This is a genomic window from Pseudomonas sp. 14A (assembly GCF_018132745.1).
GTDB classification, from domain to species: Bacteria; Pseudomonadota; Gammaproteobacteria; order Pseudomonadales; family Pseudomonadaceae; genus Aquipseudomonas; species Aquipseudomonas mercuritolerans.
The window spans coordinates 76,597-94,563 of record NZ_JAGRQJ010000012.1; the positions used below are offsets into that span (position 1 = coordinate 76,597).

General features: G+C 62.8%; 14 protein-coding genes. 10 read left to right on the top strand and 4 right to left on the bottom strand.

Features of this window, described 5'->3' with window-relative positions; all coding sequences use genetic code 11:
* The first annotated feature begins 264 nt into the window (after positions 1-264).
* Together paoC and PS14A_RS12800 are read left to right on the top strand one after the other, a co-directional pair.
* Entirely contained in the window at positions 265-2,475 is a 2,211-nt protein-coding gene (gene paoC, locus PS14A_RS12795; protein WP_212616367.1) for an aldehyde oxidoreductase molybdenum-binding subunit PaoC, read from the top strand.
* A 25-nt stretch (positions 2,476-2,500) separates the two neighbouring features.
* Positions 2,501-2,833 (top strand): hypothetical protein, encoded by a 333-nt coding sequence (locus PS14A_RS12800; protein WP_212616368.1) that lies wholly within the window; start codon positions 2,501-2,503, stop codon positions 2,831-2,833.
* Positions 2,834-3,395: 562 nt separating this feature from the next.
* Here the strand turns inward: PS14A_RS12800 and PS14A_RS12805 are convergent.
* Positions 3,396-3,980, bottom strand: a complete 585-nt coding sequence (locus PS14A_RS12805) for a TetR/AcrR family transcriptional regulator (protein WP_212616369.1) — start codon at positions 3,978-3,980, stop codon at positions 3,396-3,398.
* 212 nt (positions 3,981-4,192) lie between these two features.
* Here PS14A_RS12805 and PS14A_RS12810 point away from each other — a divergent pair, with 212 nt between their 5' ends.
* From PS14A_RS12810 to PS14A_RS12820, 3 genes are all read left to right on the top strand, one after another.
* Complete coding sequence (locus PS14A_RS12810; RefSeq protein WP_073476243.1) at positions 4,193-4,870, top strand: type 1 glutamine amidotransferase domain-containing protein; 678 nt, start codon at positions 4,193-4,195, stop codon at positions 4,868-4,870.
* Between the two features lie 103 nt (positions 4,871-4,973).
* Positions 4,974-6,095, top strand: coding sequence for an alkene reductase (locus PS14A_RS12815; RefSeq protein WP_212616370.1), 1,122 nt, complete (start codon positions 4,974-4,976; stop codon positions 6,093-6,095).
* A 195-nt stretch (positions 6,096-6,290) separates the two neighbouring features.
* A complete protein-coding gene (locus PS14A_RS12820; protein ID WP_212616371.1) occupies positions 6,291-7,829 on the top strand; it encodes a cryptochrome/photolyase family protein in 1,539 nt (512 codons plus the stop codon).
* Positions 7,830-7,835: 6 nt separating this feature from the next.
* Here the strand turns inward: PS14A_RS12820 and PS14A_RS12825 are convergent, their stop codons facing one another.
* From PS14A_RS12825 to PS14A_RS12835, 3 genes are all read right to left on the bottom strand, one after another.
* The gene (locus tag PS14A_RS12825) at positions 7,836-9,338 is read right to left on the bottom strand and encodes a sensor domain-containing diguanylate cyclase (RefSeq protein ID WP_212616372.1); all 1,503 of its coding nucleotides are present in this window, start codon (positions 9,336-9,338) and stop codon (positions 7,836-7,838) included.
* 130 nt (positions 9,339-9,468) lie between these two features.
* A complete protein-coding gene (locus PS14A_RS12830) occupies positions 9,469-10,374 on the bottom strand; it encodes a LysR family transcriptional regulator (protein WP_212616373.1) in 906 nt (301 codons plus the stop codon).
* Between the two features lie 94 nt (positions 10,375-10,468).
* Positions 10,469-11,668: an MFS transporter gene (locus tag PS14A_RS12835; RefSeq protein WP_212616374.1), complete on the bottom strand. Its 1,200-nt coding sequence runs from the start codon at positions 11,666-11,668 to the stop codon at positions 10,469-10,471.
* A 285-nt stretch (positions 11,669-11,953) separates the two neighbouring features.
* Here PS14A_RS12835 and PS14A_RS12840 point away from each other — a divergent pair, with 285 nt between their 5' ends.
* The 5 genes from PS14A_RS12840 (at position 11,954) to PS14A_RS12860 (ending at position 17,784) form a co-directional block, all read left to right on the top strand.
* Positions 11,954-13,234, top strand: coding sequence for a c-type cytochrome (locus PS14A_RS12840; RefSeq protein WP_212616475.1), 1,281 nt, complete (start codon positions 11,954-11,956; stop codon positions 13,232-13,234).
* Positions 13,231-13,704 (top strand): (2Fe-2S)-binding protein, encoded by a 474-nt coding sequence (locus PS14A_RS12845; RefSeq protein ID WP_212616375.1) that lies wholly within the window; start codon positions 13,231-13,233, stop codon positions 13,702-13,704. Before PS14A_RS12840 ends, PS14A_RS12845 begins: the two co-directional genes overlap by 4 nt.
* A complete protein-coding gene (locus tag PS14A_RS12850; protein WP_212616376.1) occupies positions 13,701-15,935 on the top strand; it encodes a molybdopterin cofactor-binding domain-containing protein in 2,235 nt (744 codons plus the stop codon). The genes PS14A_RS12845 and PS14A_RS12850 overlap by 4 nt, the downstream gene beginning before the upstream one ends.
* A 171-nt stretch (positions 15,936-16,106) precedes the next feature.
* Positions 16,107-17,219, top strand: a complete 1,113-nt coding sequence (locus tag PS14A_RS12855; protein ID WP_212616377.1) for an alkene reductase — start codon at positions 16,107-16,109, stop codon at positions 17,217-17,219.
* A gap of 88 nt (positions 17,220-17,307) precedes the next feature.
* Entirely contained in the window at positions 17,308-17,784 is a 477-nt protein-coding gene (locus tag PS14A_RS12860) for an AraC family transcriptional regulator (RefSeq protein ID WP_249121285.1), read from the top strand.
* Positions 17,785-17,967: the final 183 nt, after the last annotated feature.

Genomic DNA, 17,967 nt, shown 5'->3' on the forward strand with positions numbered 1-17,967 from the left:
GGTGAAAACCTTTACGAATAGGCCAGAACGAAGGGCAAAACCGCCACTGAAAACGCCGCGCATGGTATACGGTCGCATTAGTAATTGAAACGTATTCTTATTTGTCATGTTGATCAGGATTGGTGAGCGAGATTCATCATTCCATCCTGAAACCGCGCATTATCAGCAGCGCGTCGATGGCCTAGGCTCGTAGAGATCCGACGTCAATCGATGGCTGCGCCGCGCTACGTGGGCGCCGCCAGCCTGTCTGAAAGGAATTTGCAGATGAAATTCGACACCCCTGCCGGCTCCAATCCGATCGACCAGCTGAACGTCATCGGCCAACCTGCCGACCGCATCGACGGCAAGCTGAAAACCACCGGCACCGCCCCCTACGCCTACGAGCAAAACGCAGCGGTGCCGGACGCCGCCTATGGCTATATCGTCGGCGCCGGGATCGGCAAGGGGCGCATTGCCTCGATCGATTCGACGCAAGCGCGGGAGGCGTCCGGGGTAATCGCCATCGTCACTTACGAAAACGCCGGGCCATTGGCCAAAGGCGAGTTTTACGTAGCCAGGGCCTTGGCCGGGCCGCAGGTCGATCACTATCACCAGGCCGTAGCGATTGTCGTCGCGGACACCTTTGAACAGGCGCGCGCGGCCGCCGGCTTGCTCGACATCCGCTACGTGGCCGAAGCGGGTTCATTCGATCTGGCGGCTGCGAAAGACTCCGCAACCCCACCGCCACCGGCCGGTTTTGGCCCGCCGCCGCAGACCCGCGTCGGTGACTTTGAAGGCGCCTTCAACGCTGCGCCAGTGCAAATCGATCAGCACTACAGCACGCCTGACCAGGCCCACGCGATGATGGAACCGCACGCAACCATTGCCCGCTGGAGTGGCACGCAGTTGACCTTGTGGACATCGATCCAACAGATCAACTGGGGCGTGCGCGATCTGGCGAAAACCCTCGGCATCGCCAAGGAAGATGTGCGCCTGATCTCGCCGTATATCGGCGGTGGTTTCGGCGGTAAGGGCACGATTCTTTGCGACGCAGTGTTGGCATCCCTGGCCGCTCGACATGCCGGGCGTCCGGTGAAAGTCGCGCTGCCGCGGCCGCTGATGTTCAACAACCTGACCCATCGTCCGGCGACGATTCAGCGCCTGCGCATCGGTGCCAACCGTGACGGCGTGATCACGGCGATCGGCCACGAGAGCTGGTCGGGCAATCTGCGCGGCGGACGCGCCGAAGCGGCTACCGCGTCAACCCGCTTGCTTTACGCCGGGGCCAATCGCATGACCCGTTTGAATCTCGCCGTGCTCGATCTCGCCGAGGGTTCGGCGATGCGCGCGCCGGGCGAGGCACCGGGGATGATGGCGCTGGAAATCGCCATGGATGAACTTGCCGAAAAGCTGCAGATGGATCCGCTGCAACTGCGCATCCTCAACGACTCGCAGGTCGATCCGGAGCAGCCGTCGCGGCCGTTTTCCAAACGGCAACTCGTGGGGTGTCTGAACACGGGTGCCGAGCGCTTTGGCTGGCAGCAGCGCAACCTTCAACCCGGTCAGCGACGCGAGGGCGGCTGGCTGATCGGCATCGGTCTGGCCTCGGCGATTCGCGGCGCACCGACCACCGCTTCGGCAGCGCGGGTGCGGCTTGATCGCCGGGGCATCATCACGGTAGAAACCGACATGACCGACATCGGCACCGGCAGTTACACCGTCATTGCCCAGACGGCCGCCGAAATGATGGGCGTGCCGCTGGACCGTGTCGTGGTGCACTTGGGCGATTCGCGGTTTCCGGAATCGTCGGGCTCCGGCGGCCAGTGGGGCGCGGCCTCCTCCACTGCCGGCGTGTATGCCGCGTGCGTGAAACTGCGTGAGGCCGCCGCTCGCGCCGTCGGGATTGACCCGCAGCAAGCCGAGTTTGTCGACGGGCAAATTCGCGCAGGCTCGCAGCAGGTTGCCTTGGCCCAGGCCGCAGCCAATGGCGAGCTGACGGGCGAGGACCGCATGGAATACGGTGACCTTGCCCAGCGCTTCGCCCAGCAGACTTTCGGCGCGCATTTCGCCGAGGTCGCGGTCAATGCGGCGACCGGCGAAATTCGCCTGCGTCGGCAACTGGCCGTGTGCGCCGCCGGGCGCATCCTCAACCCGAAAACTGCGCGCAGCCAGATCATCGGCGGCATGACCATGGGCGCCGGCGCGGCATTGATGGAAGAGCTGGCGGTGGATCATCGAATCGGCTTTTTCGTCAATCACGATCTGGCCGGATACGAGGTGCCGGTGCACGCCGACATTGCCCATCAGGAAGTAGTATTTCTCGATGAAGTCGACCCGTATGCCACCCCGCTGAAGGCCAAAGGCGTCGGTGAGCTGGGTATCAGCGGCGCGGCGGCTGCCATCGCCAACGCGATCTATAACGCTTGCGGCGTGCGGGTGCGCGATTATCCGATTACGCTGGATAAACTCATCGGCGAGTTGTCCTACCCGGTCTGAGACTGGATCACGCAGGATATCGTCCATGTACCCCACCACCCCCGATGGCCGCTATTTTGTGGTCAGGCAACAGCTGTGGCGTTGCAGCAATCCAGCGCTGCCAGCCGCCGAGCGTGAGGCGTTTGTAGCCGAACTCATGTCAGCGCGGCGTGCGGTCAAAGAGGCGAAGCGTGCGGAGGATGCACAGGCGTTGAAGTCGGCGAGAGCTCGCGTCAACGACGCCAAAGTCGCGCTGGGTGAACGCGGGCCGGTGTGGTGGGATGACGGCAGCCCGGATTTCAACCGCTTCAAGGTGAGCAACACGCCGTACGCGCAGTGGTTTGCCCAACTGCCTGAAGAGGAAAAATCCCCTGACTGAATGTTGAGTGGCCTGCTGATCTCCAATCCCACCAATCAACACAGATCTCCTGTGGGAGCGAGCCTGCTCGCGAATGCATTGGGTCAGGCAATGAAGATGTTGAATGTGCCGCCGCCATCGCGAGCAGGCTCGCTCCCACACTGGATTTTGCGTGTCGCCGGGATTTGGCACACGCCGCGAAAACCTGTGGGAGCGAGCTTGCTCGCGAAGGCGTTGGGTCAGGCAATGAAGATGTTGAATGTGCCGCCCTCTTCGCGAGCAAGCTCGCTCCCACACTGGATTTGCATGTCGCCGGGATTTGGCACACGCCGCGAAAACCTGTGGGAGCGAGCTTGCTCGCGAATGCGTTGGGTCAGGCAATGAAGATGTTGAATGTGCCGCCGTCTTCGCGAGCAGGCTCGCTCCCACATTGAGTTTTGTGTGCTGCCGGGATTTGGCACACGGCGCGAAAACCTGTGGGAGCGAGCCTGCTCGCGAAGGCGTTGGGTCAGGCAATGAAGATGTTGAATGTGCCGCGCTCTTCGCGAGCAGGCTCACTCCTACAAGGGACCTGCGGCGAGGCTCAGACTCGCAACAACTGCCGGGTCATCGCCATCGAGGTTTCCAGCGACTGTCCGGTGCGCTGCAATTTGTTCAGCAGGCTGGCGCCGAGCCAGAGCTGATACAGCGTCTCCGCCAACTTGCGCGCATCGCCCTCCGGCAGGCTTTTGTCGGTCTGGCCTTGTTCGATGCATTCGGTGATGCGTGCGACGATGCGTTCGGCGCCGTCGCGCAAGGTCAGGCGCATCGATTCGGACAGGTCGGCGACTTCGGCGCTGAGTTTCACCACCAGGCATTCATCGCCGTGGCCTTCGAGGGTGCAGCGGTTCTGCCAGCCCTGCCAGTAATCCATCAAACGCTCGAAGGCAGACAGCCCAGGCAATGTCAGGCGGCGCTCCATGTCCGCGAGGTAGTCGACGAAGTAATCCTCGAGCAGCGCCTGGCCGTACAACTCCTTGGATTTGAAGTAGTGATAGAACGAGCCCTTGGGCACGCCGGCGGTCTGCAGGATCTCGTTGAGGCCGACGCTGGTGAAGCCCTTCTCGGCCATCATCCGGTGGCCGGTGTCGAGCAAGTGTTGGCGGGTGTCGTCAAAGGTCGGCTTCATGGTGCGCAAAATTCCAGACAATAGACCAGTCGTATAGTTTTCAGGACCGGGAGTTTGCCATAACCGACGGGCAAAAACATTTTCTGAAAAAATTACTAGACGACTGGTCTAATTGGAAACTATGCTGCGCCCCGACACACAAATTCATGCGGCACCGACAACAAGCGAATCCCTCGCCTTCTGCCGATGCCAGACCAACCCAAGGGTGCTCTATGAAAATCTTGATGGTTCTGACTTCCCACGATCAACTCGGCAACACCGGCAAGAAAACCGGCTTCTGGCTGGAAGAGTTCGCCGCGCCCTACTTTGCCTTCAAGGACGCCGGCGCCGACGTCACCCTGGTATCGCCTGCCGGCGGCCAGCCTCCGCTCGATCCGAAAAGCGATGAGCCAAGCGCGCAGACTGCCGAAACCGATCGCTTCCGCGCTGATCCGGCCGCACAACAAGCACTGGCCACCACTGGCCGTTTGGCTGACGTGAAGGCCGAAGATTTCGACGCAGTGTTCTACCCAGGTGGCCACGGCCCGCTGTGGGATCTGGCCGAAGACAAGGCCTCGATCGCGCTGATCGAAGCCTTCGACCGCGCCAACAAACCTCACGGTTTTGTCTGCCACGCACCTGGCGTGTTGCGTCATGTGGTGCGCGCTGACGGCCAGCCAATCGTCAAGGGTCGTGATGTCACCGGCTTCACCAATGCCGAAGAAGCGGCGGTCGGCCTGACTGACGTGGTGCCGTTCCTCATCGAAGACGAGTTCCAGCGTCTTGGCGGGCGCTATTCGAAAGTTGCCGACTGGCAGGTGCATGTGGTCGCTGACGGTCAACTGGTCACCGGCCAGAACCCGGCCAGCTCCGCCGCCGTTGCCGAAAAGCTGTTGAAGATGCTCGGCTGAATCCCTCGCTCCAACCCGATCAACGCCGCGTGCGTACAGCCCGGCGTTGTTTTTTTGCCCAGTCAGTAGTCGACTGGTCTAATCAGATTCAAAGGCTGACTCCATGAATAACGCTTTCTTCACGCCTGCCGAATTGGGCGCCCACACCCTGAAAAACCGCATCGTTCTGCCGCCTCTCACCCGCCAGCGCAGCACACAACCGGGCAATGTCGCCAACGAGTTGATGGCCGAGTATTACCAGCAGCGCGCCGGTGCCGGTTTGCTGGTCACCGAAGGCACGCAGATCGAACCGCGCGGCCAGGGTTATGCGTGGACGCCGGGCATTCATACGCCGGAGCAGATCGCCGGTTGGCGCAAAGTCACCGAGGCGGTGCACGCCGTGGATGGCGTGATCTTCGCCCAGCTCTGGCATGTCGGTCGGGTCTCGCACACGGCGTTGCAGCCCAACGGAGACGCGCCGGTGTCGGCCTCTGCGGTGGCGACGGACCGCGTCAGCGTGTTCATCGAAACCGCGCCCGGTGTCGGTGAACTGGTGCCGCCGTCCGCTCCGCGCGCGTTGAGCACCGATGAAGTGCAGGAACTGATTCAGCTGTACATCCAGGCCGCGCGCAACGCGATGGAGGCGGGTTTCGACGGCATCGAACTGCATTGCGCCAACGGTTATCTGGTCAACCAGTTCATCTCCGCCCACAGCAACCTGCGCACCGGCCAGTACGGCGGCTCACTGGACAATCGCTTGCGCTTTTTGCGCGAAGTGGTGGCCGGCGTCGCCGAATGCATCGGCAAGGACAAGGTCGGTGTGCGGTTTGCGCCGCTGTTCACTACCACCGATGAAGCGCGGACATACCTGGGCCTGGTCGAGGAAGATCCGCACACAACTTACATTGCCGCGATCAAGATTCTTGAAGACGTCGGCATCGCCTACCTGTCGATCGCCGAAGCCGACTGGGACAACGCCCCAGCGATGCCGCAGACCTTTCGCCAGGCCGTGCGCGACACGTTCAGCGGCGCGATCATTTATGCCGGCCGCTACACCGCCAAAACCGGCGCGCAATTGCTTGAGTCGGGGCTGGCCGATCTCGTTGCGTTTGGCCGACCGTTCATGGCCAACCCGGACCTGCCGGCGCGGATCGCCAATGACTGGCCGTTGAATCAGTTGAATCCGGCGACGGTGTATGGCGGCGGTGCCGAGGGTTATATCGATTACCCGACCTACCCCGCATAAGCACACAACACAAATCCCTGTGGGAGCGAGCCTGCTCGCGAAGGCGGTGGGTCAGTCAGCATTTGTATTGACTTACAGGACCCTTTCGCGAGCAGGCTCGCTCCCACTACAGGATGTCAGTGGCCGCTAAAACCTATACATAGCAAACAATCTGTATAACTATTGGAGTCTGAATCTCTAACCGGACTTCGCTCCATGCCCCCTGCCCACCGCTTGCTCCTGATCCTCGGCGACCAGCTGTCTTTCGACCTGGCCTCCCTGCAGCCACTCGATCCCCAGCACGACCTGCTGCTGATGGTCGAGGTTATGGAGGAAGCGACCCACGTCGCCCATCATCCGCAAAAGATCGCCCTGATCTTCAGCGCCATGCGCCACTTTGCCGAGGCGTTGCGCGATAAAGGCTACCGCGTCCAGTACGTCAGCCTCGACGACCCGGACAACAGCGGCTCAATTCCCGGCGAACTACAGCGCTGGCAAACCCTCACCGGCGCCGAAGAGATTCATATCACCGAATGCGGCGACTGGCGCCTTGAGCAATCAATCAAAGATTCGGGCTTGCCCGTGCACTGGCATTCAGACCGCCGTTTCCTCTGCTCCCGCGAAGAGTTCTCCAATTGGGCCAGCGGCAAGAAGCAACTGCGCATGGAGTTTTTCTACCGCGAGATGCGGCGCAAGAGTCGGCTGCTGCTCAATGGCGACGGCACGCCGGTCGGCGGTGCGTGGAATTTCGATGCGGAGAATCGCAAGGCGCTGCCCAAACACGCCAGACCGCCCTACCCGGCGCGTTTCGCCAATGACGCAATCACCCAAGAGGTTCTGGTATTGGTCGGCGAGCGCTTCGCCAGCCATTACGGCACGCTGGATGACTTCAATTACCCAGTGACCCACGCCGACGCACAGGCCCTGTGGCAATACTTTCTCGACTATGCGCTGGCCGGCTTCGGTGATTACCAGGACGCCATGGCCAGTGATGAACCGTTCCTGTTTCACGCGCGGATCAGTGCCGCGCTGAACATCGGCCTGCTCGATTTGCGCCAGCTGTGCAGCGATGTCGAGGCGGCTTACTGGTCGGGGAGCATCGGCCTCAACGCGGCCGAAGGCTTCATTCGACAGTTGATCGGCTGGCGCGAATACGTGCGCGGTGTGTACTGGCTGAAGATGCCGGATTACGCCGAGGGCAATGTGTTTGGCAACACGCGCCCGCTGCCGGAGTTCTACTGGACGGGTGAAACGCAGATGAACTGCATGCGCCAGGCCATCGGCCAAAGCCTGCAACATGCCTACGCCCACCACATTCAGCGCCTGATGGTCACCGGTAACTTTGCCTTGCTCGCCGGAATTGCGCCGAAGGAAATCTGTGAATGGTATCTGGCGATCTACATGGACGCCTTCGACTGGGTCGAACTGCCCAATACCCTCGGCATGGTCATGCACGCCGATGGCGGTTATCTCGGCTCCAAGCCTTACTGCGCGAGCGGCCAGTACATCAATCGGATGTCGGATTACTGCGGCGACTGCGCCTACAAGGTCAAGGAAAGCAGCGCGGACGATGCCTGCCCGTTCAATGCGCTGTACTGGCATTTCCTCATGCGCCACGGCGATATCCTGCGCGGCAATCAGCGCATGGGCATGATGTACAAGAACCTCGACCGCATGCCGCTGGCCAAGCAGGATGCACTGTGGCAACGCGGGCAGATGCTGCTGGTGAAACTGGATAACGGCGAAGCTTTCTAGTGCGCCTCAGGCCTGCCCGGCCATCCCGTTGCGCCCCGCCGCTTTGGCGCGGTATAGCGCCTGATCGGCGGTCTGGATCAACGCCGGCAGCGAATCCAACTGAGCGCCCCTCCCCACCGCCATACCGATACTCACCGTAATCCGAGCAAACGGACTGCCCGGGTGGGCGATGTTCGCCTGCTGCAAACGCTCAAGCATCAACTGCGCCACCACCGTCGCCCCGGCGCTGTCGGTGGCCGGCATGATCACCGCAATTTCCTCGCCACCGTAGCGTGCGACCAGATCCGAGGGGCGTCGCACGCAGCCTTCAAGAATCTTGCTGACCGCTTGCAGGCAGGCATCGCCAGCAACGTGGCCCAAGGCATCGTTGAACAATTTGAAGTGGTCGATATCGATCATCAGCAAGGCCAGCGAGGTGCCGTCACGCTGCGCCCGCCGCGCTTCCACCGCCAGGGTTTCATCGAAACAGCGGCGGTTGGCCAGGCCGGTCAGCGCATCTTTCATTGCCAGCAATTCCAGCTGTCGATTGGACGCGAGCAACTGCTGCTGGGCATCGCGCAAGGCTTCTTCAGCCTCGGTGCGGCGGCGGATATCGAGAATCAGGAACCAGCCGATCAATCCGGTCAGCCCCAGCAGCCCGATCACTACCACCGCCGACAACGCCGCTTCGATACGCCACGCCGCCAGCGCTTCATCCTTGCCCAGGGCCACGGTGGTGATCAGCGGCAGCGTTTCGCTTTTGCGGAACGCGTAGAGCCGCTCGACACCGTCGAGGCTGGAGGTGTAGGAGGCAGTGCCGACCGAGCGGTCGACGAGGTATTTGGCGTAGATCGGCGAACTGGAAAAATTGCGGCCCATGTCCTGCTCGCGGAACGGGTAGCGCACCAACAGCGTGCCATCGGTGTAAGACAGACCGATCGCGCCGTCCTGGCCAACGTCGAGTTTGCCGAACACCCGAAGGAAGTTCTCCACCCCCAGCGTCACCGCTACCACGCCAGCGAACTGCCCGCCATCGTCGTTGAAGCGCCGACTGATGGTCACCACCCATTCGTGATTGGCACGGCTCTGGATCGGCGGGCCAATGAACGGCTCGCGGCTCGGGCTGTCACGGTGGTGGATGAAATAGGCGCGGTCGCTGCTGTTGGCGCCCTCGGGAATCGGCCGGTTGGAGGACATCAGCCAATGCCCGTGCCGGTCATAAATGGTGATGCCGCTGAGCTGTGGCATCAGCGGCTGCTGGCGGTCGATCAGGCTCTGGATGCGCTGAATCTGCGCCGGGCCATCGCCCTCGGTTTCCAGACGTTCGACCAGCCCGAGCAAGAGCAGCGAGCTTTGCCGGACGATGCCTTCGGTGTAGGTGTTGAGCGCCTGGGTCAGGTTCAGGCCATGCACGTCGACTTCCGCCAGCGCACGCTCGCGCGAAGACCAGACTTTCCAGATCGTCAGCGAAGTCAGGGAACAGCCGATCACCAGCAGCAGGAGCATTACAAGGCGAGTATCACGCTTCACGTCAGTACCTTAAGGAAGTCCGGTATCCATTCCAGCCATCATTCGAACGTCGGCACTCACGGCGGCCACGTGTTCCGGGGCGCAAGCATACAAGCAGTGTGCAGCGGCTGCAGCAACAGAGTGTGCAGCGCTATGCGGCGGGTTTGAGGATTTCCACGAGAAAGTCGATGAACACGTTGATCCGGCTCGATCCACGGTGGTTGGGCAGGTACAGCGCGTTGATGCAACTGCTGGCGCTGCCGGGATTGACCTCGTAGTGCTCAAGCAAGCGCGTCAGGCGCCCGGCGGCGACATCGTCGCGCACCAGCCAGTCGGCCAGCAGCGCCACACCGCCACCGCCAATCGCCGCTTCGCGAAGAATGTCGGCGTTGTTGCTTTGCAGGCGGCCCTGGACGTTGAGCTGAATCGGCTCTTCGTCGCCCTGAAAGGTCCAGTGATGATGGCTGCCGCCGTAGTCGAAGCGCAGGCATTGGTGCTCGAGCAAATCCCGCGGATGTTCGAGCACTGCGCTGCGCGCCAGATAATCCGGGCTGGCGACAATCCAACGCTGAAAGTGGCCGACGCGTTTGCTGACGATGTCCTCGCTGACCACCGTCGAGCCGAGCCGCACTGAAACGTCGATCTGCTCGCTGAGCAAATCGCTGACCTGATCGCTCAGCGACAGACTGATCTCCAGCCCGGGATGGCGTTCAAGCAAGCGGCTCAGGTGCGGCGCAATCAGTCGCCGGTCAAACTCCACCGGCACGCTGATGCGCAAGCGGCCCTGGGCATCACTGCCACGATCGGCGACCACCGCATCGGCTTCATCGATGGCATCGAGAATCGCCACGGCCTTCTCGAAATAGGTCTGGCCGGCGACGGTCACGCTGGTATTGCGCGTGGTGCGATTGAGCAGGCTGGCGCCCAACTCGTTTTCCAGGCCCGCCACTTGCCGTGTCACCGAAGACGTCGAAATCCCAAGCTTGCGCGCCGCCGAGGAATAGCCTCCGCAGCGCACGGTTTCAACAAACATCTTCAATGCCAGCAACTTGTCCATAAGCGGGGTCCGGTGGTGAGGGAACGCCGCTGATTGTGCATCAGCGCCCGCCACACGTCTTGTATCGTCGTGCTTGCCGGGCCTCATCGCGACCTCAAACATCAGCCTTGCGCCCGAGGAACAACGCCAGCGCCAGCGCCGGCAACACCGCCACGGCGACGGCCGAGAGGTTCCAGCCGAGGTGTTCGTACAGCGGGCTGGCGACCAGCGAGCCGAGGGCGCCGCCGACGAAGATGCTGGTCATGTACACCGCATTCAGGCGTGCGCGGCTGTGCGGGTCGAGGGCGTAGACCTCACGCTGGCCGAGGACCATGTTCAGCTGCACGGCAAAATCCAGCAGCACCGCACACACCACCAGCCATACGTAACCACTGCCCGGCAGCGCGGCGATCAACAGCGACAGCGGCGCCAGCAGCAACGCCACCAAGGTACCGCGACGACCGTGCCCGGCATCGGCGAGACGCCCGGCAATCGGCGCGGCAATCGCACCCACCGCGCCGACCAGAGCGAAGATCGCCACCTGCGCCTGGCTGAAACCGTGGTGACGCATCAGCTCAATTGGCGCGAGCGTCCAGAACAGGCTGAAACTGGCGAACAGCAAACCCTGATACAGCGAACGCTGGCGCAACACAGGAAAGCGCCGGGCCAGAGCAAACACCGAACCGATCAAGGCGACATAAGTGGCTTTGTGCGTCGGCACCCGGCGCGGCAATGCCACAGCGGTAATCAGCGCGATCACCGCCATCAGTGCCGCCGCGCTGTAAAACACCCCGCGCCAGCCGAACACTTCAACCAACAGACTCGACAGCGGCCGCGACAGCAGAATCCCCAACAACAGGCCGCTCATGATGTTGCCGACCACGCGCCCCCGGCTGGCTTCCGGCGCCAAATGCGCGGCCAACGGCACGAGGATCTGCACCGCTACCGAGGTCAGGCCGATCAGCAAAGAGAGCAGCAGAAACAGTGACGGCGAATGAGTCAGGCCAGCGCACAGCAGCGTGGCGCTGGCGGCGAGGGTGAAACCGACTACAAGACGACGGTTCTCCATCAGATCGGCCAGCGGCACCAGCAGCAACAAGCCCAGCGCGTAACCGAACTGCGTCAGCGACACGATGAGGCTGGCATTGGCGCTGGACAGGCCGATCTGCGGCGCGATCAGTTCGACGATGGGCTGCGCGTAATACAGGTTGGCGACGACCGCGCCGCAGCAGAAGGCCAGAAACGCGACCATCAGGCCGGAGAGTGAAGCAGGCTGTTCGGCCGGGGCCGCAACGGCAGGGTTGCCCGTAAGCATGGTGACACCTCGTTGAGTTCGGGAAAGTTGTGCCAAGGCTACGGTCAGCCGGCGGGGGCGAGAATCCGTGCCACTGGCAACGCACTGATGCGCCGTGCGCAACGTTGCTTGTGGCGCAACGCGCTGTTGCGCGGGCCGGTGATTCTCCGCTGCAAGCGTCTTCTCTACGCTTTGGCCCTGGCGCTGACGTCCGCATCGGCGCCCTTCCCCGGCTGCTACAAGGAGCGTTTCCATGACCCGCACTGCACTCGTCCTGCCACTGTCCGCCGCGTTTTTCTGCCGACCATGAACAGCCATTTGCTCAAATCCAGAACCCTGTGGATCAGCGTCGCCGTGCTCGCGGTGCTCGGCCTGATCGTCGCCGTCGCGCTGATGTGGCGCCCGGCGATCGCACCAATCAAACGGCCGACGTCATTCGATAATGCGCAGTTGCAACGCGGCGCACGGGTGGTCGAGGCCGGCGACTGCGCGGTGTGCCATACCCGCCCCGGCGGCGAATACCTGGCTGGCGGGCTGCCGCTGGTGACGCCGTTCGGCACGCTGTACAGCACCAACATCACCCCGGATGCGCAGACCGGCATCGGCGAATGGTCACTGCCGGCCTTCGAGCGGGCGATGCGTGAAGGCATTGCCCGCGACGGCCAATTTCTCTACCCGGCGTTTCCTTACGTGCACTACCGGCGCATGAGCTCCGAAGACATCGCCGACGCTTACGCCTACTTAATGAGCGGCCCCGCCGTACACGCCCCGGCGCGGCAGAACCAGATGAACTTCCCGATGAACATCCGCCCGCTGGTGTCGTTCTGGAATCTGCTGTTTCTGCATGGCGAGCCGCTCACGCCGCTGGCCGAACACAGCGCGGCATGGAATCGCGGACGCTATCTGGTCGACGGCCCGGGCCACTGCGCCGGCTGCCATTCGCCGCTGAACCTGATTGGCGCGGAGAAATCCTCGGAGTATTTGAAGGGCGGCAGCGTCGATGGCTGGGAAGCGCCGGCCCTGGTCGGCCTCGGCCAGCGCGCCAATCCGTGGAGTCGCGAGCAATTGGTCGGCTACTTGCGCGCCGACGTGGTCAATGGCCACGGGACACCCGCCGGCCCGATGCGCCCGGTCAGCCTGAGTCTGGCGCGCTTGCCGGCCAGTGAAGCCGATGCGATTGCCGACTACCTGCTGAGCCTGCAAAACCCGCACGTGGTGAGCGAAACCACCGCGCAAAAGCAGCCAGGTATTCCAGCGGATCACACAACCGGCGCCCTGCTCTTCAGTAGCGCCTGCGCCGGATGTCACGCACCCGCCGCGCCGATGCGCGAAATCGACGGCCGCCCAGGCCTGCAAAGCACTTCGGCGCTGCAAGCGGCCAGCTCGCGCAACTTTCTCAAGACCGTGCTCGAAGGCGTGCCCGCCATTCCCGGCGCCCCCGGCCCGGTGATGCCGCCGTTCGCCGCCAGCCTCGACAACGCCCAGCTCGGCGCCCTTGCCGCGTATCTGCGCGAGCAAGCCCGCCCCGAACAGCCATGGGCCGACCTTTCTTCCACTATCGAAGCGTTACGTCAGGAGACGAAATGAGCCAGATCACTCTCACCGTCAATGGAACCGCCCAAGCGCTGGAGCTGGAACCGGACATGCCGCTGCTGTATGCGCTGCGCAACCACTTGAACCTCAACGGCGCCAAGTACGGCTGCGGCCTGGGCCAGTGCGGCGCGTGCACGGTGATCGTCGACGACCAACCGGTGTTCGCCTGCCTCACGCCGTGCGCAGGCCTTGAAGGGAAAAAAATCCGCACCGTGGAAAGCCTCGGCAGCGCAGAGAAACCCGGCCCGTTGCAAGCGGCATTCATCGACAAGCAGGCCGCGCAATGCGGTTACTGCATCGCCGGCATGCTGATGCGCGCGCAGGCGTTGCTCGAACGCGATCCGCACCCGGACGAACAAACCATCCGCGAACACATGGCCGGCAATCTGTGCCGTTGCGGCACGCACTTGCGCATCATCGAGGCGATCAAACAGGTGGCCGGGCATGACGGGAGCCTGACATGAGCGAAGCAAACGGCTTGAACCCCAGCCGCCGGGCCTTCCTGCGTGGCGGCGCGTTGCTCATGGCTTTTACGCTGATGCCGGTAGCGCGGCGTGCCTTGGCCGACACCGAAGTCGACACCCTCGGCACTGTGGTGCTGGCGCCCGACCTGCCCGGCAGTTTGCGCACCAACCCATACCTGGACGCGTGGATTCGCATCGGCGCCGACGGCATCACCGTGTACACCGGCAAGGTCGAACTGGGCACCGGGGTGAAAACCGCGTTGCTGCAAATCGCTGCCGAGCGTTTGCAGGTGCCGGCCAGCGCGATCAACTTGCTCACCGCCGACACCGCGCTGACGCCCAACGAAGGCTACACCGCCGGCAGCCACAGCATTTTCGACAGCGGCACCGCGCTGTACAACGCGGCCGCCCAGGTGCGAGAAATGCTCGTCGATGCCGCCGCGCGCAGTTGGCAAGTCGATGCTGCGCAACTGAGCACTCGCGACGGCATCATCGAAGGGCCGAATGGTCAGCGCATGGCATATGCCGACGCGGTCAAGCATGTCGATGTGCACCAGTACGCCAAGGCGCAATCACCGGCGATGGCGGCGGCCGATTTCAAACTGATCGGGCACAACCTGCCGCGCCTGGACATTCCGGCCAAGGTCAGCGGCGGCGCGGCATTTGTCCAGGACATGCGCCTGCCGGGCATGCTGCACGCGCGCGTGATTCGCCCGCCGCGTCCCGGCTGCACGTTACAAGTGTTCGATGCAGCATCCATCGAGGCGTTGAACGGCGTGGTCAAAGTGATCCGCGACGGTAACTATCTGGCCGTGGTCGCCCGTGATGAGTGGCAAGCGATCAAGGCCATGCGCAGCGGCATTGAGAGTGCCAAGTGGAGTGGCGGCGAGGCGATTCCCGAAGCCGCCGGGATTCACGATTTGCTCAAGCAATTGCCCTCCAAGCGCTATCCGATCAGCAACAACGGCAATGCCGGCGGCGCGACCGAAACGCGCTTCAAGGCGCGGGTGACCAAGCAGTATCTGATGCACGGCTCGATCGGCCCGTCCTGTGCGGTGGCCTGGTACAACGACGGCGTGCTCACGGTGTGGACCCACACCCAGGGCGTCTATCCGCTGCGCGCCGGTATCGCCGAAATGCTGCGTCTGCCGCCGGAGCGTGTGCGCTGCATTCACACCGAAGGCTCGGGTTGCTACGGCCACAACGGCGCCGATGATGCCGCCGCCGATGCCGCGCTGATCGCCATGCGCCTGCCGGGCACGCCGGTCAGGGTGCAATGGATGCGCGAGCAGGAAAATCTCTGGGAGCCGTACAGCTCGGCGATGGTCACCGAAGTCGATGCCGGCCTCAGTCAGGGCCGTTTGCAGGACTGGACCTACGAGCTGTGGACCACGCCGCACAACGAACGCATCGTCAATGCCGGGCGCCTGCTGCCGGCACGTCTACTGGCGAAACCCTTCGTCTCTGCACCGTCGGTGCCGATCGCCCAGCCCGAAGGTGACGGCGATCGCAACGCGGTGCCGCTGTACGAGCTGGGCACGACGCGGATCAACATGAATTTCGTCACCACTATGCCGTTCCGCACTTCGGCCATGCGCTCGCTGGGAGCGCACATCAACATCTTCGCCATCGAGGCGGGTATTGATGAGTTGGCGATCAAGGCCGGGCTCGATCCGCTGGCGTTGCGCCTGGCGCATCTGCGCGACCCACGTGCCCGGGCTGTGATTGAGCGCGTGCGTGACGAAATCGGCTGGCCCCACAAGAGCAGCGAGCCCGGCGCGGGGATCGGTTTTGCCTTCGCCCGCTACAAAAACATCATGGGTTACTGCGCCCTTGCGGTGAAACTGCGGGTGCATCCGCAAACTGGTGAGATCCGTGTCGATCATGTGGTGACAGCGGTCGATGTTGGCCAGATCGTCAGCCCCGATGGCCTGCGCAATCAGGTCGAGGGCGGCATCATCCAGTCGGCCAGCTGGACGCTCTACGAAAAAGTCGCTTACGACGCCGGCGGCATTCGCAGCTATGACTGGAGCGGTTATCCAATTCTGCGTTTCACGCAATTGCCGAAAAAAGTCGATGTGCACCTGCTCGATCAACCGGGCGAACCCTTCCTCGGTGCTGCCGAAATCGTCCAAGGGCCAATGGCTGCTGCCCTCGGCAACGCGGTCAGCAATGCCACTGGCCGGCGCTGGCTGAATCTGCCGCTGACCCGTTACAGCCAACCCGCCTGAACCACGCCCGCGCTCATCAGCGATGAGCGCGGGTGCCGTTGCGTTGCGCGCAAAACTGCGTAGCGCCGGCCACGGATTATCAGCCCCGCCACCCCCGGTTAAGTTACCTGCACAGCGCGCGGCACTTGGCTGCCGCACTTGAACCCTACTCATCGAAATCCGGAGCTACCCATGACCCGTCGCCTGTTTCAACCCATCGCACTCGGCCCTTACACCCTTGCCCATCGCGTGGCGATGGCGCCCCTGACCCGCTCGCGCGCTGGCCAGCCGGGCGACGTGCCGACCGCAATGAACGCCGAGTACTATCGCCAACGTGCCAGTGCCGCGCTGATCATCACCGAGGCCACGCAGATTTCTCAGCAAGGCCAGGGCTATGCGTGGACGCCGGGAATCTACACCGATGCGCAAGTGCAGGCTTGGCGCGAAGTCAGCACGGCGGTGCACGCGGCGGGCGGTTTGATTTTCATGCAGCTGTGGCACGTCGGCCGGGTCTCGCACCCAAGCTTTCAGCCGGACGCCGGTTTGCCGGTGGCGCCGAGCGCCCTGCCAGTGCCGGGCAAGACCTTTATCGTCGATGAACAAGGCAATGGCGTGTGGGGTGATGTGCCAGTGCCGCGCGCCCTCGAAACGGCGGAGATCGCCGACATCGTCGAAGACTATCGCCGCGCCGCGCGCAACGCGTTGAACGCTGGCATGGACGGCGTGGAGATCCATGCCGGCAACGGTTATCTGCTCGACCAGTTCCTCAACAGCAACAGCAACCAGCGCGACGATGCTTATGGTGGCAGCGTCGAGAATCGTGCGCGGTTTTTGCTCGAAGTGGTCGCCGCCGTCGCTGATGAAGTCGGCGCCGAGCGCGTCGGCGTGCGTCTGACGCCAATGGGCCGCTTCATGGGCATGGGCGATGACACGCCTGAAGCGACCTTCGGTTATCTGGTCGAGGCGCTCAACCAGTGGAATCTGGCCTACCTGCACCTGGTCGAGCCGGCCATGGTCGGCACGGTCAAGGACGAAAACTTCGACCCGCGCTGGGACGCGATCATCGCCCAGTTGCGCCAGACCTGGAACGGCGTGCTGATCCTCGCCGGCGGTTACGACGCCGAGTCCGCCGAACAGGCGCTGAACGCCGATCGCGCCGACATCATTGCCTTTGGCCGGCCTTTTTTGGCCAACCCGGACCTGCCGCGTCGGCTGCACGATGGCCTTGAGCTGAACACGCCAGATCCGAGCAGTTTCTTCGGCGGCGATCAGCGTGGTTACGTCGATTATCCGTTTCACGCCTGAGGCTTGGGCTTCATAACTTTTAAGGTTTGTTTAAGGACTTTAAATAAAGCCTGCGGCCAGACTTTGCCCATCGATCAGGAGAGCCGCCATGAACCCGCAATCGGTGAAGTCAGACCCTTCCTGCCACCTGGCTCGCCCACTGGGCGCACTGTCCGGCTGGCAGGAACGCCGCGCCAAGGCCTACATGCTGCACGATCTGAGCCGCAGCCTGCGCGTCAGCGAGATTGCCGAACATTGCAATCTTTCACGCAGCCACTTTTCCCGGGCGTTCAAGATCGTCACCGGCTGCTCGCCTCAGGAATGGATGCTGAAGATGAAGATCGACAAAGCCAAAGGGCTGTTGCTGACCTCGATGGCGATTACCGAGATTGTTTATGAATGCGGATTTTCCGATCACTCGCACTTCACCCGCACGTTCGGGCGCATGGTGGGGATGCCGCCGAAGGTCTGGCGCCAACTGATGTGCGGAGCGCGGGTGGCGCTGGTGGATGCGGATGTCTGGCGGCTCAGCGATGGGTTGCTGAATTCGACGATGGGCCAGCGCTTGACGGAACTGCGGCACTGAGTCGGATTTCAAAGGGTTTTGTTCACTCCTCCCTTTTGGCCGCGATTTTTCGCGGCTTTTTTTTGAACGGTGCACCGCCGTTCGGCAATGGAGTGGCGGTGAATTCACCCCTCACCCCAGCCCTCTCCCCGAGGAGAGGGAGCCGATTTGTGGGCTTTTCCAATCCTGAGTTCAACTCGGACT